At 49.9% G+C, this 17831-nt stretch carries 17 protein-coding genes; 11 read left to right on the top strand and 6 right to left on the bottom strand.

Annotated features, from left to right (window positions below; all coding sequences use genetic code 11):
- From COW20_12460 to COW20_12450, 3 genes are all read right to left on the bottom strand, one after another.
- On the bottom strand, positions 1-926 hold a 926-nt coding region (locus COW20_12460), incomplete at its 3' end, for a hypothetical protein (GenBank protein PIW47542.1).
- A gap of 64 nt (positions 927-990) precedes the next feature.
- Complete coding sequence (locus COW20_12455; GenBank protein PIW47541.1) at positions 991-1539, bottom strand: hypothetical protein; 549 nt, start codon at positions 1537-1539, stop codon at positions 991-993.
- A gap of 135 nt (positions 1540-1674) precedes the next feature.
- Complete coding sequence (locus tag COW20_12450; protein PIW47540.1) at positions 1675-2157, bottom strand: hypothetical protein; 483 nt, start codon at positions 2155-2157, stop codon at positions 1675-1677.
- 237 nt (positions 2158-2394) lie between these two features.
- Between COW20_12450 and COW20_12445 the strand changes: the two genes are divergently transcribed.
- Genes COW20_12445 through COW20_12425 form a run of 5 tightly spaced genes read left to right on the top strand, consistent with a single transcriptional unit; the run spans position 2395 to position 5959 of the window.
- The gene (locus COW20_12445; GenBank protein PIW47544.1) at positions 2395-3474 is read left to right on the top strand and encodes an alanine--glyoxylate aminotransferase; all 1080 of its coding nucleotides are present in this window, start codon (positions 2395-2397) and stop codon (positions 3472-3474) included.
- Complete coding sequence (locus COW20_12440; protein PIW47539.1) at positions 3471-3833, top strand: hypothetical protein; 363 nt, start codon at positions 3471-3473, stop codon at positions 3831-3833. Before COW20_12445 ends, COW20_12440 begins: the two co-directional genes overlap by 4 nt.
- A complete protein-coding gene (locus tag COW20_12435) occupies positions 3823-4062 on the top strand; it encodes a hypothetical protein (protein ID PIW47538.1) in 240 nt (79 codons plus the stop codon). The genes COW20_12440 and COW20_12435 overlap by 11 nt, the downstream gene beginning before the upstream one ends.
- On the top strand, positions 4063-5037 hold the full coding sequence (locus tag COW20_12430) for a hypothetical protein (GenBank protein PIW47537.1): 975 nt from the start codon (positions 4063-4065) through the stop codon (positions 5035-5037).
- Positions 5027-5959, top strand: a complete 933-nt coding sequence (locus COW20_12425) for a hypothetical protein (GenBank protein PIW47536.1) — start codon at positions 5027-5029, stop codon at positions 5957-5959. The genes COW20_12430 and COW20_12425 overlap by 11 nt, the downstream gene beginning before the upstream one ends.
- Before the next feature lie 86 nt (positions 5960-6045).
- Here COW20_12425 and COW20_12420 read toward each other — a convergent pair whose 3' ends face one another.
- The 3 genes from COW20_12420 to COW20_12410 all read right to left on the bottom strand — a co-directional run bounded on the left by COW20_12420 (position 6046) and on the right by COW20_12410 (position 10035).
- Complete coding sequence (locus COW20_12420; protein PIW47535.1) at positions 6046-7641, bottom strand: NAD(P)/FAD-dependent oxidoreductase; 1596 nt, start codon at positions 7639-7641, stop codon at positions 6046-6048.
- 272 nt (positions 7642-7913) lie between these two features.
- A complete protein-coding gene (locus tag COW20_12415) occupies positions 7914-8804 on the bottom strand; it encodes an FkbM family methyltransferase (protein PIW47534.1) in 891 nt (296 codons plus the stop codon).
- A gap of 31 nt (positions 8805-8835) precedes the next feature.
- Positions 8836-10035 (bottom strand): hypothetical protein, encoded by a 1200-nt coding sequence (locus COW20_12410; GenBank protein PIW47533.1) that lies wholly within the window; start codon positions 10033-10035, stop codon positions 8836-8838.
- Between the two features lie 253 nt (positions 10036-10288).
- On the opposite strand from COW20_12410, the gene COW20_12405 reads away from it, so the two are divergent.
- The 6 genes from COW20_12405 (at position 10289) to COW20_12380 (ending at position 17830) form a co-directional block, all read left to right on the top strand.
- The gene (locus tag COW20_12405) at positions 10289-11227 is read left to right on the top strand and encodes a hypothetical protein (protein ID PIW47532.1); all 939 of its coding nucleotides are present in this window, start codon (positions 10289-10291) and stop codon (positions 11225-11227) included.
- A gap of 54 nt (positions 11228-11281) precedes the next feature.
- Complete coding sequence (locus tag COW20_12400) at positions 11282-13126, top strand: hypothetical protein (GenBank protein PIW47531.1); 1845 nt, start codon at positions 11282-11284, stop codon at positions 13124-13126.
- Positions 13127-13277: 151 nt separating this feature from the next.
- Complete coding sequence (secG, locus tag COW20_12395) at positions 13278-13502, top strand: preprotein translocase subunit SecG (GenBank protein PIW47530.1); 225 nt, start codon at positions 13278-13280, stop codon at positions 13500-13502.
- Positions 13503-13530: 28 nt separating this feature from the next.
- Positions 13531-15381, top strand: a complete 1851-nt coding sequence (locus COW20_12390) for a peptide ABC transporter substrate-binding protein (GenBank protein ID PIW47529.1) — start codon at positions 13531-13533, stop codon at positions 15379-15381.
- A gap of 14 nt (positions 15382-15395) precedes the next feature.
- Positions 15396-16622 carry an ABC transporter substrate-binding protein gene (locus COW20_12385; protein ID PIW47528.1) on the top strand — a complete coding sequence of 409 codons (1227 nt, stop codon included), beginning with the start codon at positions 15396-15398 and terminating at the stop codon, positions 16620-16622.
- Positions 16623-16627: 5 nt separating this feature from the next.
- Entirely contained in the window at positions 16628-17830 is a 1203-nt protein-coding gene (locus COW20_12380; protein ID PIW47527.1) for a peptide ABC transporter permease, read from the top strand.
- Position 17831: the final 1 nt, after the last annotated feature.

Genomic DNA, 17831 nt, shown 5'->3' with positions numbered 1-17831 from the left:
CAGAGGGACATCGTACCACGATCCGCATAGCGCATATACTGTACAAAACGATGCAAATGCTGAGGAATAACCCTTTCCCCATCAGGCTCAAAGCCTTCCTGGTAGTCGAAATCTTCTTGGGCCAATTCAAACAGTGCCAGGTGCTGAAAGAGTTCAGGGTGCAGCCGAACAGCTTTTAAAAAGGTCTGGGTATACTCTAAAAATTGGCGGGGATGGTTGAGGTGGTAGATCACGGGGTGACCCAAGTGAATCCAATGCACTTCTTTGAACCAGATTTTATCTTCCAATTGCAGAAACAGATCGAAGAGATCCTGAAACCAGAGTGGAAAACGGACAGCAGAAAACAAGTGGTATTGGCGAGATAAGGCCACAGGCAGTACAAACGCATCTTCACTCCATGGGGCTTTGCGAAACAGGAACCTGCGCTGATAGGGGGTGCGATCAATCCAACTGATTGCCTGACTTTGGGGCAGCTCATCGAGCCCCTTTCCAGCACTTAAATCGGCAGGTAGGAGCCTGCAGCGCAATTGATTCACACGATAAACGGCTTGGGAGCCATATTCAGCCTCTGAGGCCTGAATACCGTGTAGAACTTCCGCTACAAAGTCAGGGGCAGGCAGACATTCTTGATGCAGGTAAGTCCAGTAAGCTCCCCAAGCCGATTGCATAAGCAGCTCCCCGACAATGCTCACCAAATCCCAACAACAAACCCCCGCGATTTCGGGGTAGGGCAGGCTGAGCACTTGGTAGGGGAAGCTGGCCTGCAGCAGGGCTTGTTTTAAGGAGGCATTATCATGGCCCTGATGCAGATAAATCACCTGAAAGTCTGAAGTGCTTTGAGCATTCAGACTTTGAATCTGCCATTCCAGATATGCGGGTTCCAGATAGCGGTGATGTGTAATTAGTAAACTCAGCGTGGGGGGCATTGCGATCCTCTCTCAGCAAAACAGGACAGGCTCAAGCCTGTCCTGTCAGTATAAAATGTTTGCTTTAGGTCAGAGAACGTCGAATGGCTTCAGTATTGAGAATTTTATTGGCTAAAACAGCTCCCAATGCGCCACCGACAACGCCTGCGATGATCAAGGGGTTTCCTGGGGCTGCGCCCATGGCTTTGAAGATTGCCATGGCTCCGCCGCCTACGGCAACACCGCCAATGGCGCTGACGCCTCCTTGTAGGGTATCGGTCAGAATATTTCCAACCGTTGAAGAGGCCGATTGTTTTCCATGGGTCAGCGAGGCCAGATTTTTGACCACGGATACGGATCCACTGATGGCTGCACCAATGCCTACTGAACTGAGCATAAACTGAGTGAGAGGCTGGCCTGAGCCGCTTTTTGCATAGCTAAAGCCGGTATAGCCACCCACCAGCATTTTGGTGATCGCGCCATCACCACTGGCGGGACGGGTGGTATCAAAAAATGCCGTGTCTGCGCCGTACACAGCAGCGTTTGGCATAGACGCTGTTGCGGCAGGTTGCGTTGTGTTATTCCCTGAATAGGGGTTATAACTGAAAATATTACGGACCTGATCGACGAGCATAGAGTCCTCGCTTTATCAAAGATTAATTGTCTCTTAATTAAAGGTTTAGAAGATCTTGATTTTGATCTTGTTAGAAATAAATCAGTATTAAGAAAAAATTAAACTCTTGTTAACCTGAAGCTTCGGCTCCGGGTTTTAGCTGAGTGCGGGAGTGGTGATTTCTGCCATGCTCAGTTGACGCAGAAGATCGCGCATTTGCAGAGACAGTTGACGGCCAAAGAAAAGCACCATCTGTACCAATTCCAGCAAATGAATTCCTGTCATGGTACTGAGGGCTGCAGTGGGTGACCAGTGAAAATAGGGGGTATCATCTTCTGCCAGCCCCGTGCTGCCCCAAGGGAGAAGGCGATTAAAATCAGAGAGCAGTTCTGCCAGCGAAGCGAAACGGCTGTCAGGAATCGAGACCGGGCAGGCCAGATAAAATTCCCAGCGATCCTCTAACAGAGAGGTTCCGGGGCGGATATCCAAATGTAAATCTGTTTCGGGTACCCGAACCTCTAAACAGGCCTGACCTGGGGCAGAGGCCTTTTCTTGGCTGCTATAGCCTGCTTCATCAAGTACCTGTTTCAGTTCCTGTAAATTATGCACAGGATTTAACAAAGAGCTGCTCACTTTGATGCCCTACTCCCGAGATGATTTTCTTATTGTAAAGGATAAACGTCTTAATTTATACCCCAGCGGCTTGATTCTTCTCTTGATTTAGATCAAGAAGATCTTTTTCTGGGGTATAGAGAGAGTTTGCGGCGAATTTAAAACTTCTTTTCTGTTTGTAAAAACAGGTATGATGACTGCATGAGCAAAAAAAGAGGTATCCCAAGCATGTTCTCTGCTTTTATTCCCCCTGAACGTATTTTGATGGGGCCAGGTCCTTCGGATGTGCCTGAAAGAATTCTTCAGGCCATGGCCCGCCCCACGATTGGGCATCTTGACCCTGCTTTTATTGGCCTGATGGATGAAATCAAAACTTTGCTTCAGTATGCTTTTCAAACTTCCTATGCCCTGACCTTTCCTGTTTCTGCGCCGGGCTCGGCCGGCATGGAGACCTGTTTTGTGAATCTGCTGGAGCCAGGCGATACCGCGATTGTCTGCATAAATGGGGTTTTTGGCGGGCGCATGAAAGAAAATATTGAGCGTTGCGGGGCCCAGGCGGTGGTGGTTGAAGATGCCTGGGGAGAGCCTGTTACGCCTGAAAAGGTCGAAATGGCCCTCAAAGCGCATCCTGAAGCCAGTCTTCTGGCTTTTGTGCATGCCGAAACCTCTACGGGTGCTCTTTCAGATGCTAAAACCCTGTCTGAATTGGGGCATGCCCATGACTGTCTGGTGCTGGCCGATACGGTGACCTCTTTGGGGGGCGTACCCCTGGTGGTTGAGGCCTGGCGATTGGATGCCGTGTATTCAGGCACGCAGAAATGTCTTTCTGCTCCGCCGGGGCTCTCTCCTGTCAGTTTCAGCCCCCAAGCTCTGGAGAAAATTCAGCAGCGGCGCTCGCGGGTGCAAAGCTGGTTCCTTGATTTGAACCTGATTCTGGGGTATTGGGGCCAGGGAGCCCGAAGGGCCTATCATCACACTGCGCCGGTCAACAGTTTGTATGCCTTGCATGAGGCTTTGCGCATGCTGCAGGAAGAAGGGCTTGAACAGGCCTGGGAACGTCATCGCCATTGGCATGGGGTTTTGCGTGAGGGTTTAGAGGAATTGGGCTTGAAGATGGTGGTGCCTGAAGCGGCCCGCCTGCCCCAACTCAATACGGTCTGGATTCCTGAGGGCGTAGAGGATGCTGCTGTGCGGCAGCGTCTGCTCCAGGAGTTTGGCTTGGAAATCGGAGCTGGGTTGGGAAGCCTGGCGGGAAAAGTTTGGCGCATTGGTCTGATGGGCTATAGCTGCCGGGAAGAAAATGTTGTGCGCTGTCTGCAGGCACTTCGTCAGGTGCTGGTTTGAGAGAGGCTTTTAAGCCTCTGGGTGTAGAATCTATTCCAGGGGCATGGAAAAATCTTCACAATGGATTTTTGACGCTTCCCCTGTTTGCAAGCATGCTCTGGCTGATTTTCAGCTTGGATGCAAGTTCTTTTGCCGTGGTTGAAATTGTGGGGGTACGCTTGCGTGAGTTGGGAGTGGTTGTTTTGACCTCTTTGGCATTTTTTGTTTTGCTAACTTGGCTGCATGCCCGACGATTGCTTGAAGAGCATGGCTTGGCATTTCGCTATGATGGGCGGGATGACCCAGCCTTTGCCTGTTCAGCGTTACCGTTTAGAAGAACGGCAGGGAATGGGCGTTTTTCAGTTACACTTGGAACATGATACCCGTCAGAAATTGGTGTTGGAGTTAAGAGGATACCGGCCTGCTTTGTTTAAACGAATGCAGCCTGGTGACGATTTTCTGCTCGTGCTGCAACCCGGTCATCTGGGGTTTCCCTATCTCAGCTCTTTGGCCTGGCAACCTCGTAAGGGAGCGACGGTTCAGCTCTGGCCCCGTCAAAAATTGAAGTCAGCGCCTGCGGGCGCAGTTCGAGAGAAAGAAGAGAAATAAATGTTACCCGATTATATCGCCCAGTTTATTCAGCAGGAAGCCGGTTCTCAGCGCTTGAAGAGCCTGCGGCCGGTTCGCGATCAGCTCAGTCAGAGCTATAGCGAGCGCAGTGGCCAGGGGGGAACACGCCTAAATTCCCAGGCCGATCGTCAGGTCTATCGCCTCAGCCGCTTGCCTGCGATTTACGCCGTGATTGAATCTTTGGGACGAGAAATTCAAAAGCTGGCCCCAGACTTTAACCCCAGTTCGCTCTTGGATTTGGGGGCAGGTCCGGGAACCGTGGCCTTGGCTTTGCAGTCTGTTTTTTCGCAATTGCAGTCGATTGAACTGGTCGAACAGGATCGTGAGCAATTGCAATGGGGGCAGGCTTTGTTTCGGGCTTCTAAGCTTCCTGTGTTGGCCCAGGCCCATTGGCAGGTGGCTGATCTCAATGCCCTGCGAGTTTTTCCCTCGGCTGAAATGATCACCCTTTCCTATGTTTTGAATGAATTGCCGGCTGCAGCTCAGGCTGCTTTAATCGCGCGTTTGCTGGCACAACCGGCCTGGATGCTGCTCTTGGTGGAGCCCGGCACGCCTGCGGGCTATCGGCATTTACTTGCTGCCCGTGAACAGGCTCTAAAAGAAGGCTGGCATATTTTAGGGCCCTGCCCCCATGAAGGGGTTTGCCCGCTTTCAGAAGATGATTGGTGTCATTTCGCTGTCAGGGTTCAGCGCTCTCAGGCCCAACGCTATCTCAAGGATGGTTTTGAATCCTATGAAGATGAAAAATTCAGTTGGTTAGCGCTTTGCCGTGCCCCTTCAGAGCAAGCTTCTGGGGCACGGATTATCCGGCGGCCGGTTTATCGCAAAGGGGTTGTGGATTTGCATCTTTGCAAAGCTTCAGGAGAGGCCAGACTGCAGGGGATTGCCCGCAGCCACCCGGCCTATAAGGCCGCTCGCAAGGCCGATTGGGGGGATGCTCTGCATGGGCTTTAATCTGGTGAAGTGGGTTTTTTTGAGTGTCTTGTTCCTGGGTCTTGGTGCTTCTGCCCAGGCTGAGGCGCAGCCGGCAGGTGCTCAAGCTGAGTTTTCTCAGGCTTTTATGAAGGCCCTGCGCCAGCGCGATCCCCAGAAGCAAAAACAACTAATCCTCGACTATGAGCGGGTTCTGAGGCTTGAACCACAGGAGCCCTTTGAGGGTACAGGGGTTGTCAGCCTTTTGGAAGTCAATTTGGATGCTTCGCCTGCGCTTGAAGTGGTTGCATTGCTGGGGCGACGTGAATCGGATCTGGAGCTTGCAGTTTTTCGGGAAACGCCAGAAGGTTGGGTATTGGCTGGGCGTGAGCAAGTGCAGACCTGGTATTATCCGCCTGAATTGGGGATCTTGGCCACGCAGCCCCATGCGACTTTTTTTGTGCGCCAGCTCGAAGAACGAGGCACGGGTATTTTTAAAGAGTCTTTACAGCTGTATAAGCTTTTGAATGGACAGCTGACCCCTGTTCTGCGCCTGCCGCTGGAAGCCCGGATCTATGGCTGGGGTTTGAAACTGAACCAACATCTGGTGACCCATCTGCAAGGGCTCTCAGGCCCGGATGACAGGTTGCGTGTGCGCTATCTTTACCGTTTTTTTGCGGGGCCTGCTCTTGGGGAATTGAGCTGGAGCAGCCATCAGGAATCCCGCTGTCTGGAAGGGGATGAGAGCGTGGACTATCTTTGGAATGCCTCAAAAAAGCGCTATGAGCCTGATTTTTACCCTGAACACCCGCTCAGTCCGTTGAAATTGCAAAGCCTGGAAACCTTTGGCGATTCTGTATTGTTTGCCAAAGCTTTTCAAAAGGAATTGCGGGAACGTTTGAAGACTGCTTCATCTCAGGATCAGGCTTGTTTAAAGCATCTTCCTGGCTTGACGCCGCAGTGAGGCTTGCTGCCGTTGGGGCGATTCTAATCATAAAAACTTAAGCTGCGTTATGCTTTAGGTGCGCAAAAGCGAGAGTTGAGCTTATTTCAACGCATTTGTTTGAGCACGGGGGCCATTTTGCTGGGGCCCAAAATCGCGGTCGCAGCCAAGAGACCTCCTGCCAAGGCTCCACCTATGCCCAAGGTTCCCGCATCGGCTCCCGTTAAATAGAGGCCAGGAATGGGGGTGCGGGGCTGATGCCAGGGCGTCAGCTCGGTTTTAAAGCGTTCAGGAATGGCGGCTGCACCATAGATCATGCCTTGGGGGTGAGCGGTAAACCAGGCATTGCTGAGTGGGGTAGACAGCTCACTGAAGGCGACCTTGGCTTTCAGGCCAGGGCAATAGCCTTCCACATAGTTCAAGAGGCGCTCTGAAAGCTCTGCCTTGAGCGTCTCATAATCCTTTCCGCGTTTTTTCCAGGCGCTTTTTTCCCAGTTTTTAAAATCCGAGGCTTCGCTTACGGTAATAATTTCGCCGGTATGGGCCTGGGCCAGGGGATCTTTCAGGGAGGGAAACGAAAGATAGGCCATGGGGGGCTGGGCCTGTTCTAAGTGTAACCATTGGTGGCGGCTGGCAAAATTGCGGTCGTGATCATAGCTGGGATAGAGCCAATAGTTTTCACCCTGATACCCCAGATCGCGCGGGGAGCTTTCAAAGCCCAGGTAAAGGGTGAGGGCTGAAACCGCAGGGGTCTGACTGAAAAATTCACGGATGCCACTGGCATAGGAAGTGGTTTCGGGGGGCATCAGGCGCAGATAGGTATTCCAAACACCCGCATCGGAGACTATTCTTGGCGCTTTGAGGGTATACTCAGGTTGATCGTGAGAGCGCAGATCGCGAACCCTGACGCCCACAGCTTTGCTCCCTTCGATCAGAATTTCGCTGACTTCCTGACAAACGCGAATTTCACCGCCCTGGGCTTTGATTTGTTTTTCGATACTGGCGGCGAGGGTGCCAGAACCTCCGATAGGATAATAGCCGCCCCGCAGATAATGATGCGCAATCAGCGCATGAATGAGCAGCGCACTCTGCCCTGGAGGTAGGCCGTAGTCGCCCCATTGTGAGGCGATCACGCCACGCAACTGGGGATCCCGAAAGCGGGAAGCCAGGTACTGGCCTGTTGTTTGCAGGGCAAAGGCCCGTTCTTTGTGCGAAAGCCAGCGCAGGGCTTTGCCAACGGGGGTGGGCAAGGCCAGACAGCCCATATACTGTTGAAAAAATCCGATTAAACGTTGCAGGTCTTTGAAATAAGTATCAATCGCTTTCTGTTCCTGGGGAAAGGCTGCCTGAAGCGCACTGCGATAGGCGTCGGGATCGGCTGGCAAAGCAAAACGGTGCTCAGGGTAAACAAAATATTCGAGTGGATCGGGCATTTTTTGCCACTTGACTTCTCCCCCCGTTGCTAGATCAAAAATCTGGCGCAGTGAAGCTTTTTCGTGCATCTCGCCGACATAGTGCAAGCCGACATCCCAATGCCATTTTTTGCGCTGAAAGGTATGGGTAAAGCCGCCAGCCTTGAAGTGGCGTTCCAATACCAGTACGCGCTGTCCGCCAAATTGGGCAAGAAAACTGGCGGCAGCCAGACCGCCCATGCCAGAACCAATCACCAGGGCATCGAATTTTTCTGTGGAGAGGGGTGACATGGGCTTTTACCTCATCTTTATTATGCAATTTGTTGCATATAGAATAACATTTAAGAATTCAGCTAAGCAAGTCCCCCCTTCTGGGAATATAGGCTATGAAAAAATTGGGGCACAACCTGGAATTTTGCCGATTACGAGGCCTGTCAATGCTTGTTAAAATAGGGGATTTGCCAGGATTTTTGCTCAAGTTTCAGCCGCGGGAGCATCCTCTGCAGTAGTTTTACTATGTTGCAGTCGCGTGCAAGTGGAAGTTGAGGGGATAGGAGGGGTGTTTAAATCGCCTGATTTAATAATTGAATTTTAGGTGTTTGTTGAAGCACTGGCAAAACGTTTTCAGGATGACGAATATATAGGGTATTGTATTGATCCTTACGCCAGTCTTTGAGCGGTTCTAGTTGGCGTTCAAAGGGTAAATAGCGATAAGGAGCAAAGCCCTGGCTGCGGAGAAGTTGGTCTGTTGTTTGATCTGTGTAACCATATTTTTCTCCAGAGCCATTCAGCTCGATGATAATGGCATGGAGAGCAGGGTTGGACAAACAATTCAGTGCTCCTTGTAGAGCAGGCAATTCAAAACCTTCGGTATCAATTTTGAGAACTTTTGCTGGGCCTGTTATCAATTGATCTAAAGTAAAAACAGGAACTTCAAGAACATCTGTTGGGGAGTGAGGATCCAGAACGACATGGTTCATGGTGCCCAGTTGTTTAGAGAAATAGAGTTGTCCTGGTTTGGAGCTGATGCCGGCTTGATGTGTTTTAATCAGATTTTCGAGCTTGTTCAAGTGTATTTGCTCATTCAGTTGCTTAAATGTTTCTGGAATGGGTTCGATAGAAATAACCTGAGCCTGGCAAATTCCTGCGGCTAATAAACTATAAACGCCATGATTTGCGCCTATATCTGCAAATAAATCGTCTTTTTTTAAATAATGAAGAATAAAACTCATCTCTTCGAAATCATATAAACCAGTATAGATATTTCCAACTACCCCGGCCCAACCTTTGCGAACAAAGAGTCGTAACTCTCCGATCCAAGGATAGACCTGGGTATAAGGAAACAGACGTTGACTGAGATGAAATAAAAAATACCGTTTGAGCGCGGCAAGTGGAGACTTTCTTGTCAATGGGTGAGAACTTATTTTATAAAGTGTTTTCAGCCGAAACGACATAATTGATGTACGACCTTAGATTTTGAGGTCATCAGGGAACTTTCGCGCCCTGATCAATCCACTGCCGCAAAACCAAACGCTCTTCTTTGGTCATGCCGGTTTTATTGCCCAGGGGCATGGTCTCGGCATCGACTGCGCGGGCCTTGATCTTATCGGCATAACCTTTGATTTGGGCTGGACTGTCAAACATGGCCCCCAGAGGAGCGGTTTTAAACACCTCGTCGGTGGGGTGGGCTGAATGGCAGGTTACACAGCGCGTTTGCAGAATGGTTTGCACTTGCTCAAAAGCCACGGTTTTGGCGGGAGGAGGACCTGCCTGGGCCGCAGGAGCTGAGGGGGGGGCGGGATAGAAAAACAGGCCAAACAAACCCGCCACTGAAGCCACCAGTGCAAACCGGCTGAAAGGGGTTTTGACATTCATAAAATGCCGGATACCCGCCCCACAGACAATAATCCCCGCCAGAATCAGCCAGTTGTATTGATTGCCATAGGTGCTGGGGAAATGGTTGCTGAGCATGATAAAGAGTACAGGAAAGGTCATATAGTTATTGTGGACTGAGCGCTGCTTGGCGCGTTTGCCGGGGGTATAGTCGGGCACCTCGCCGCGCTTGGTGGCATCGATCATTTTTTGCTGGGCAGGCAGAATCCGCATCCAGACATTTGCCACCATCAGGGTGCCGAACATGGCCCCAATATGAATGAACATGCCCCGCCCGCTAAAAACCTGGCTCAGGCCCCAGGCCACACCCATGGTCAGAGCAAACGAAATTGCTGCGCCCATTTTGGCTTGATTGGCGAAAAGATATTTCCAGCTCAAATCGTAGATCAGCCAGGCAAAGGTCAGGGTGCCCAGGCCGATTAGGGTGGCTACGCCAGAGGAAATGCCTGATTCAGGTTTGATCAGGTAAAGTCCGCCGCTCATATAATAAACCACGCCGAGCAGGAAAAAACCTGTGATCCAGGTAAAGGTGGCTTCCCATTTAAACCAGTGAAGCGTTTCAGGCACCCAGCCGGGCTTGATCAGGTATTTCTCAACCAGATAAAAACCACCGCTGTGGACCATCCAAAGTTCGCCTTCGACGTCTTTTTTACGGTCATTGCGTTCTTTGGGCTCTTCGAGATGGCTGTCCATCCACATAAAAAAGAAAGAACTGCCGATCCATGAAATCCCTGCAATCAGGTGCATCCAGCGGATGATCAGATTAAGCCATTCACTTAAATGGGCAGACATGCGGGCCTCCGGTTGTAATTGGGAATCAATGTGTGTTTTAAATTATATCGAGAGATACACGGTTTCCCAAGCATGATGTCACAGCGGGAAGCTTTCTGGCTGTGATCAATGGGTGTTTCCCCTTGATGCAGAGAGATCGGAAGCTACTGAAACCCTGTGAAGAGGCGTTATAAAGGGACTCGTGAAAAAAAACACAGCCCCTCTCGATGGGATATGTTAAAATACAGGCAATTCTAAGGCAGTACAGGGACACATGAGGCAAGTAAGACATCTTTTTGCAATCAGTCTGGTCGGCCTGGCCCTGGCCGGATGTGCCAGCCAGCAGGCGGGCAGTGATTTCTGGATGAACCATCTGGTTTTCGTTTCATCGCGCAGTGGCGCCAATGATATCTATCTTTCAGATATGCAAGGGCGTTCAGTTCGCCAGCTTACCCATGATGCTACCGATGACGCGACACCGCGTGTGGGCATTGACGGACGGATCGTTTTTGCTTCCCGTCGCACGGGCACCTGGCAGATCTACAGCATGGATTGGGATGGCAGTCATCTGAAAGCCCTGACCAGCGAACCGGGTGTCAATAATTACCGTCCTTTTCCTGCCCCTGATGGTCGGGTGGTGTTTGTTTCGGATCGGTTCGTGAAACCTCATGTTTTTTCAATGAATTCCGATGGCAGTGACCTCAAACGCTTGACCTTTGGTTCGGTCTACAACGACTATCCCGTGGTCGGTGATGATGGCCATATTTATTTCACTTCTTCGCGTTCTTCGAAATGGGAGATTTGGAAAATGGGGCCCGATGGCAGCATGCCCACGCAATTAACCAGCAGTTCTAAGAATATCAAAGAAATTGCCTTGGTTTCGCCCGCTTACCCTGATAAGGATGCCCGTTTTACCAATCGATCGATGATGCTGCCGGTTTTTGGATTTTATACACAGCCTCGGATTATTTTCTCTGCCAGCAGTTCACAGGGTGGAAATCTGGGGATTTACCGCATGAACCGCGATGGTTCGGATCTGCGGGAGCTGACCGCCAACCAAATGTTTCTGAACCGCAGCCCGGTGATGTGGCCCAACGGTCGTATTTTGTTTACTTCTGATCGCAGTGGCAGTACCGATGTCTGGAGCATGTCTCCCGATGGCATGGACGCGCGCCAGATTATTGCCGATCCCGCTTACGACAGCACCAGCTAAGTTTTGTCTCAATTGAGTGATACGCAGAGTTTTGTGCCTGCGTTATAATAAGGCATGCATTTAAAAACCGTGAAATTTTTCTTGAAAAAAGCTGTTTTTGTGACCAGCCTTTTCAGTTTTCTGTTTGTGAATACGGCCTGTGAACCCCCGCAGGAAACTGAAATTTCCTCTGCTCCCCAGCCTTCGGCTTCGGCCTCCCCTGTTTTTGTGCCCGAAATCGGTTCCCCTGGCGGCATACGGGTGGTTGGTAATACGGCTTTGCCCAATACCTTTAATCCCTATCTGGCTTCGGAGAGTTCTTCTCTGGCGGTGATTTATCGTATGTTTTCGGGCTTGACGCGCTTAAATGCAGCCACCCGTCAAATTGAGCCTGATCTGGCGGAGTCTTGGCAGGAAAGCCCCGATCACCGTGAATATACCTTTCGCCTGAGACCGGGTTTAAAATGGTCGGATGGCATGCCTTTAACGGCTGCCGATGTGCTATTTACCTACGAGCAGGTGATCAACAATCCTGGTATTCCCAATAATTACCGCGACTTTTGGAGTTATCAGGGGGCTTTTCCGCAACTGGAACAACTGGATTCGCTTACCGTCCGAATTCGTTTAAAGCAACCCTTTGCGCCTGCCTTGTATAATCTGGCGGCTCCTTTGGTTCCCCGCCATATTTTTCAGGCAGCTGTCAAGCCTGATTCCCAGGGTCAGGTGGTGTTTAACCATATGTGGGGGTTGACGAGCAAACCTACTGAAATTGTGGTCAATGGTCCCTGGCAACTCGCGCGTTACTTACCCGGTCAACGGGTAGAGCTGAGACCTAACCCGCACTATTATGAGCACGATGCCAAGGGGCAGCCTTTGCCCTATCTCAAGCAATTGGTTTTTCTCGATGTGCAGGATTCCAATACTGCGCTTTTGAAGTTCCGGGAGGGTGAAACCGATACCTATGATTTGCGCCCGGAAGACTATGAGCTATTGAATCCAGAACAGGCCCAGGGAAAATTTACGATTCACAATCTGGGGGCCAGCCCCAGCAGTTTGTTTGTCATGTTGAACCAGAGTACGGCCTTGAAAGCAGATGGCAAGCCTCTGGTGGATCCGGTCAAGTCAGCCTGGTTCCGCAATCTTAAATTTCGCCAAGCGCTTTCGCATACTTTGGATAAACAGGGTTTGATCGACAGTGTTTATAAAGGCCGTGCGGCAGTTCAAACCACCCATCTCAACAGTCACAACCCCTATTTCAATCCGAATATTCCCGACTATGGATATGATCCTGGGAAAGCCCGGCAACTTCTCAAAGAAGCGGGTTTTAAATGGTCTGATCAGGGAGTTCTTTTCGATGCGCAAGGGCACCGCGTTGAATTTGAATTGAGCACGAATATCTCCAGTCCCCAGCGGGATGCGACGTGTGCACTTTTGCGTCGTGAATGGCAAAAATTGGGAATTAAAGTCAATTATCGCCCCCGGCTTTTGAATGCCTTGATCAATCAAATTCACCAGACCTTGGATTGGGAAGTGATTTTGATGGGCTTTGCAGGCAGTTCCTTTGAACCCCATTTCAGCAGTTCCCGTTGGAAGCGCGATGGACGCATGCATTTATTTAATTTGGGGCATCCGGCCCATTGGAAGGGGCAACGCCCGACGCAGTATGAACCTTGGGAAGCTGAAATGGAAAAGCTCTATACTGAAGCGGCTGTGCTGATGGCGCCTGAAGAGCGCAAAAAGCTTTATTGGAAGGCACAGGAGCTTGAACGCGAGCATTTGCCCTTTCTGTATACGGTGAGTGAACTTTCGCTTTTGGCGGTACGCAACCACCTTGGCAATATCTATCCTACGATTTTTGGGGGAAGTGGCCTGAATCAGATCAACTGGAATTCACAGTATCATTTCCTGAAGTCTGAATAGCTTCTGAAACGGGCATTGTGATTGCCTTTGCGTAGTAGGCGCAGCTTCAGTCTACGATTGACGTTGACTGTGGTTCATGCTATACATGAACAGTGATTTTTTGTGCAATCCCTGATCTGGATTGCTTGGTAAGACCCGAAAGGAAACGTACGTGCAAACCGCTTTGACCTGGATCCAGTTGGTTCTCTCTTTGGCCCTGATTGCTGCTGTTTTGATTCATCCCGCCAAAGGCATGGGACTTGGCAGCATGGGGGGTACCGCTCAAATTTTTGGTAGCCAAAAGGGGGCCGAGTCTGGTTTAAACAGAATTACGGGTGGCCTGGCAGTCGTCTGGGCTGTAGTGGCTATTTTGCTCTCAAGCCCACTCATTAAGTAAAACTTCTCCGTAGAAAGGTGACAGACGCATGATGCCAGCTTTCCGCTTTCGCAAGCTGATTGGAGCTACTCTTGCAGCAACTTTGCTGCCCTTACTTGCCGGTTGCCCCACCCTGCAGGAGGACAATGCCTCCGCAGCCGTTAAGATTGACAGTTCGCAAATCAAGAGCCTGCCGCTGCCAGAAAAATACGAACCCTCCATTGGGAAGCATGGTGGGATGCGGATTATTTCCAGTGTTTCTTTGCCGAAAACGTTTAATGCGGCTTTGGCTGCTGAGACTTCCTCCACAGACGTGATTGGGCAAATGTACCTGGGCCTGGTGGCTACCAATGCGATCACCACCGAGGTGGAACCTTCTCTGGCTGAGTCCTGGACGCTCAGTCCTGATAAAAAAACCTATACCTTTACCCTGCGCAAAGGTTTGAAATGGTCGGATGGACAACCTCTGACCGCAGATGACGTGGTGTTTACCTTCAACGAAGTCATCGACAATAAAATGATTCCCAATAATTACCGCGACGGTCTCTTGATCAACGATCAGTTTCCCAAAGTGGTCAAAATTGATGATCTGCGTCTTTCGATTACCACGCCAGAACCCTCCGTGCCTTTCCTGCGGGGCTTGGGCGACCCGATTATGCCCAAACATATTTTCGAGGGAACCACCAAGCCCGATAAAGATGGTCGGATTAAGTTCAATCAAATGTGGGGCTTGAATACCAAAATTGATGAAATTGTTGTCAATGGCCCCTGGAAACTGGCCGATTACCGTCCGGGACAATGGCTGGTGCTGGAACCCAATGAAAATTATTATCTGAAAGATAAACAGGGTGGCACGCTTCCCTATCTGAAGAAATTCATCACGATTGAAGTACAGGATCAAAGTACTGAAATCATTAAATATATGGCCAAGGAAACCGATGCTCTTTCTTTGCGTGCTGAGGATTATGATGTATTGGAGCCCCTGCAGAAAAAGGGCAAGTTTGAAATTGTCAATCTGGGCCCTGCTACCGGAACTTTGTTCGTGATGTTCAATATGAGCACCGCCCAAAATGACAAGGGCAAACCGGTTGTGGATCCGATTAAATCCACCTGGTTCCGCAATAAGTATTTCCGCCAGGCTCTGGCCCACGCGATTGATAAAGAAGGCATGATCCAAAGTATTTACAAAGGGCGTGCCTTGCCGCAATATTCGCATATCAGCCAGCAGAATCCTTTTTATAATCCCAATACACCTCAGTATGATTATGATTTGAAGAAGGCTGCTGCCAAATTGGCTGAAGCGGGTTTCAAGAAGAACAGCAACGATGAATTGATCGATCCCCAAGGGCATCGGGTAGAGTTTAACCTAGTGACCAATTCCGGCAACACCATGCGTGATGCTGCTTGCGCGATTTTGCGCAAGGACTGGAGCAAATTGGGGATTAAGGTCAATTATCAACCCGTGCAGTTTAATATTATGGTTCAACAAATTGACCAGACCCTTGATTGGGAAGCCATGATGATCGGTCTGACCGGCTCTGCGATTGAGCCCCATTTTGGCATCAATTCCTGGAAACTCGATGGACGTATGCATATGTTTAATATGGGGCACCCTGCCGAGTGGAAAGGCAAGAAGGGCACTTCTTTCTCGCCCTGGGAAAAAGAAGTTCTGGACCTCTATGAAAAGGCGGCTGTGGAATTTGATTTTGAAAAACGCAAACAGCTCTATTGGAAATCGCAGGAAATCGTGGCAGATAATCTGCCCTTCCTGTATACGGTGAACCAGCTTTCTCTGGTGACTTACCGTAAGAACCTGGGCAATATTTTCCCTTCAATTCACGGTGGATCAGCTTTGAGCGTGATTAACTGGAACACCGACGTGCATTATATCCAGGAATAAGGACGAGGCAAGACATGTTCAGATATATCCTTAAACGGCTGATACAGATGATTCCCCTGTTGCTGATCATCTCTTTCCTGGGCTTTGGCATTATTCGTGTGGCAGAGGTTTTTGCCAACGCGGATCCCCTGGCTCAGATGAAAATGAGCCCCACGGTGACCGCAGAAACCATTCGGCGTGAAAAATCCCGTTTGGGCTATGAAACCCCCTATGCTGAAAGCATTCAAGTGAGCGGTACCTCTTATACCGTCACCAAAGTGAATGCTTCTGCCAAGATTGTTGATGATTCGATTGTCGTTAAAATGAAAGATGGTGAAAACCTGACGCGTTTAGGGGACTCTGAAAAATCGAAACCTCTGGCAGCTGGCGAATACCGTTTTGAAAATGGGGTGTTTACCTTTGCTGCCGCTGATGCCGGCAAACAAGTGGAACTTGAATACAGCACGCCCAACGGTTTCATCGTGCGTTATTTCAAATGGATGTTCCAATTCATTCAGGGAGATATGGGCGAATCCTATTATTATAAATCGCCTGTTTCCAGTCTGATTCTCAGCCGTTTGGCCAATACGGTCATTCTTGGCATCGGCACTTTGCTGGTGACCTGGCTGGTCGCTGTTCCCCTGGGGATTTATCTGGCCGTGCGTCAGTACTCTCTGATTGATCAAATTTCATCCTCTGTTTCCTATTTCTTTATGGGCTTTCCTGATTTTTTCCTGGCGATTATCTTTCTGCTTTTCGCCGCAGCGACAGGTTGGTTCCCGATTGGCGAGATGAGCTCGATCAAAGCGGCCCAGTCAAGTTTGCCGATTCAGATCCTGGACGTGCTTCACCATTTGGTTTTGCCGACCCTGACGCTTTCGATGATCAGTATCGCAACCTTGCAACGCCGCATGCGCGCCAATATGCTGGATATTTTGAGTGAAGAATATATTAAAACCGCCCGTGCCAAGGGTTTGCCTGAGAAAAAGGTAATCTACAAGCATGCTGTACGCAATGCGATCAATCCCATTATTACCCTCTTGGGTTTTGAAATTGCGGGCTTGGTGAGCGGCGCGGCCTTCGTGGAAATTATTTTCTCGTGGCCGGGCTTGGGCAATATGATGTTGCAGGCGGTTTTGGGTACCGACCTGAACTTGGTTATGGCGGGGCTGATTATCAGTACTGTCATGCTTTTGCTCGGCAATTTGCTGGCAGATTTGCTGCTGGCCTTTGCTGATCCGCGGATTAAACTGGAGGCCTAGAAGACATGAGTACCCATTCTCTGGATACACAGATTGTTGATGCGCAGGAGGCTGCCCGCGCCACTGCTGGCCTTCCTACCATGACATCGACCCGGCAGAAAATTTTACGCCGGTTTTTACGCCACCGTCTGGCGATTCTGGGCTTGATTATTTTAACCATACTCTATGCCTCTGCGCTTTTTGCGGATTTACTCAGCCCCTATGGCATGAACTCTTCCGTGATCAATCACTCCCATTTTCCACCTTCTCAGGTGCATCTTTCGCACCAAGGCCAATTCAAGGGACCTTTTATTTACCATGTGCGTAAAAAATTGGTGATGGGTGAGAATGGAATTCCGGCCAGTAAACTTTTGGTAGATAAAACGATTCTCTATCCTGTGAAATTTTTCACCCAAGGTGAGTCGTATAAGTTTCTGGGCCTGATTCCCATGAATTTCCACCTCTTTGGAATTGGCGCGCCGGTCAATGCCGAAGGGCAGCCTGCGACCCTGCATCCTGATGAAAAGCTCAACCGGGTCTATATTTGGGGAGCAGATATTCAAGGCCGAGATATTTTTACGCGTCTGCTCTTTGGGGGTAGAATTTCTCTGACCGTTGGGATTTTGGCGATTTGTATTTCGTATCCGATTGGTTTGCTGATGGGGGGCATTGCCGGTTATTTTGGCGGCATGGTCGACAATGTGATTATGCGTATTGTTGAAGCGATTATCTCTTTCCCCAGCCTTTACCTTTTGCTGACCCTTTCGGCAACGCTGCCCAAAGGTTTGACTTCGATTCAGCGTTATCTGGCGGTGATTATTATTCTCAGCTTTATTGGCTGGGCGGGTCAGGCACGTATCTACCGTGGTCAGGTGCTCAGTCTGCGCCAGTTGGAATATGTGGAAGCGGCTCGGGCTGTGGGCATGAAAGATATCCCGATTATTATCAAGCATATTATTCCCCAGATGTCTTCCTGGATTATTGTTTCAGCCACGATCTCGATCCCGGCCTATACCTTGGGTGAGGCTTCCCTGAGCTTTTTGAGCCTCGGGATTCAGGACCCTGAATCCAGCTGGGGTTTGATGCTGAGTGAAGCCAAGAATATTGTCGCGGTACAACAAAGCCCCTGGCTTTTGATTCCTGGTTTTGCGATTGTCTTGACGGTCTTTGGTTTCAATTTCTTTGGCGATGGCCTGCGCGACGCTTTCGATACCAAAAAGCAGGTTTAAA

Source organism: bacterium (Candidatus Blackallbacteria) CG13_big_fil_rev_8_21_14_2_50_49_14, assembly GCA_002783405.1.
Classification (GTDB): domain Bacteria; phylum Cyanobacteriota; class Sericytochromatia; order UBA7694; family UBA7694.
The sequence above is the reverse complement of the archived record's forward strand: the minus strand, read 5'-3'. Positions and strand labels throughout refer to the sequence as shown.

Excerpts from the sequence above, each read along its gene's own strand:
- COW20_12410 (PIW47533.1), bottom strand. The coding sequence starts at position 10,035 with ATGTCTGCCCATTTAAGTGAATGGCTTAATCTGATCATCCGCTGGATG.
- COW20_12380 (PIW47527.1), top strand. The coding sequence starts at position 16,628 with ATGAGTACCCATTCTCTGGATACACAGATTGTTGATGCGCAGGAGGCT.
- COW20_12415 (PIW47534.1), bottom strand. The coding sequence starts at position 8,804 with ATGTCGTTTCGGCTGAAAACACTTTATAAAATAAGTTCTCACCCATTG.
- COW20_12445 (PIW47544.1), top strand. The coding sequence starts at position 2,395 with ATGGGGCCAGGTCCTTCGGATGTGCCTGAAAGAATTCTTCAGGCCATG.
- COW20_12430 (PIW47537.1), top strand. The coding sequence starts at position 4,063 with ATGTTACCCGATTATATCGCCCAGTTTATTCAGCAGGAAGCCGGTTCT.
- COW20_12455 (PIW47541.1), bottom strand. The coding sequence starts at position 1,539 with ATGCTCGTCGATCAGGTCCGTAATATTTTCAGTTATAACCCCTATTCA.
- COW20_12390 (PIW47529.1), top strand. The coding sequence starts at position 13,531 with ATGATGCCAGCTTTCCGCTTTCGCAAGCTGATTGGAGCTACTCTTGCA.
- COW20_12400 (PIW47531.1), top strand. The coding sequence starts at position 11,282 with ATGCATTTAAAAACCGTGAAATTTTTCTTGAAAAAAGCTGTTTTTGTG.
- COW20_12385 (PIW47528.1), top strand. The coding sequence starts at position 15,396 with ATGTTCAGATATATCCTTAAACGGCTGATACAGATGATTCCCCTGTTG.
- COW20_12425 (PIW47536.1), top strand. The coding sequence starts at position 5,027 with ATGGGCTTTAATCTGGTGAAGTGGGTTTTTTTGAGTGTCTTGTTCCTG.
- COW20_12405 (PIW47532.1), top strand. The coding sequence starts at position 10,289 with ATGAGGCAAGTAAGACATCTTTTTGCAATCAGTCTGGTCGGCCTGGCC.
- COW20_12420 (PIW47535.1), bottom strand. The coding sequence starts at position 7,641 with ATGTCACCCCTCTCCACAGAAAAATTCGATGCCCTGGTGATTGGTTCT.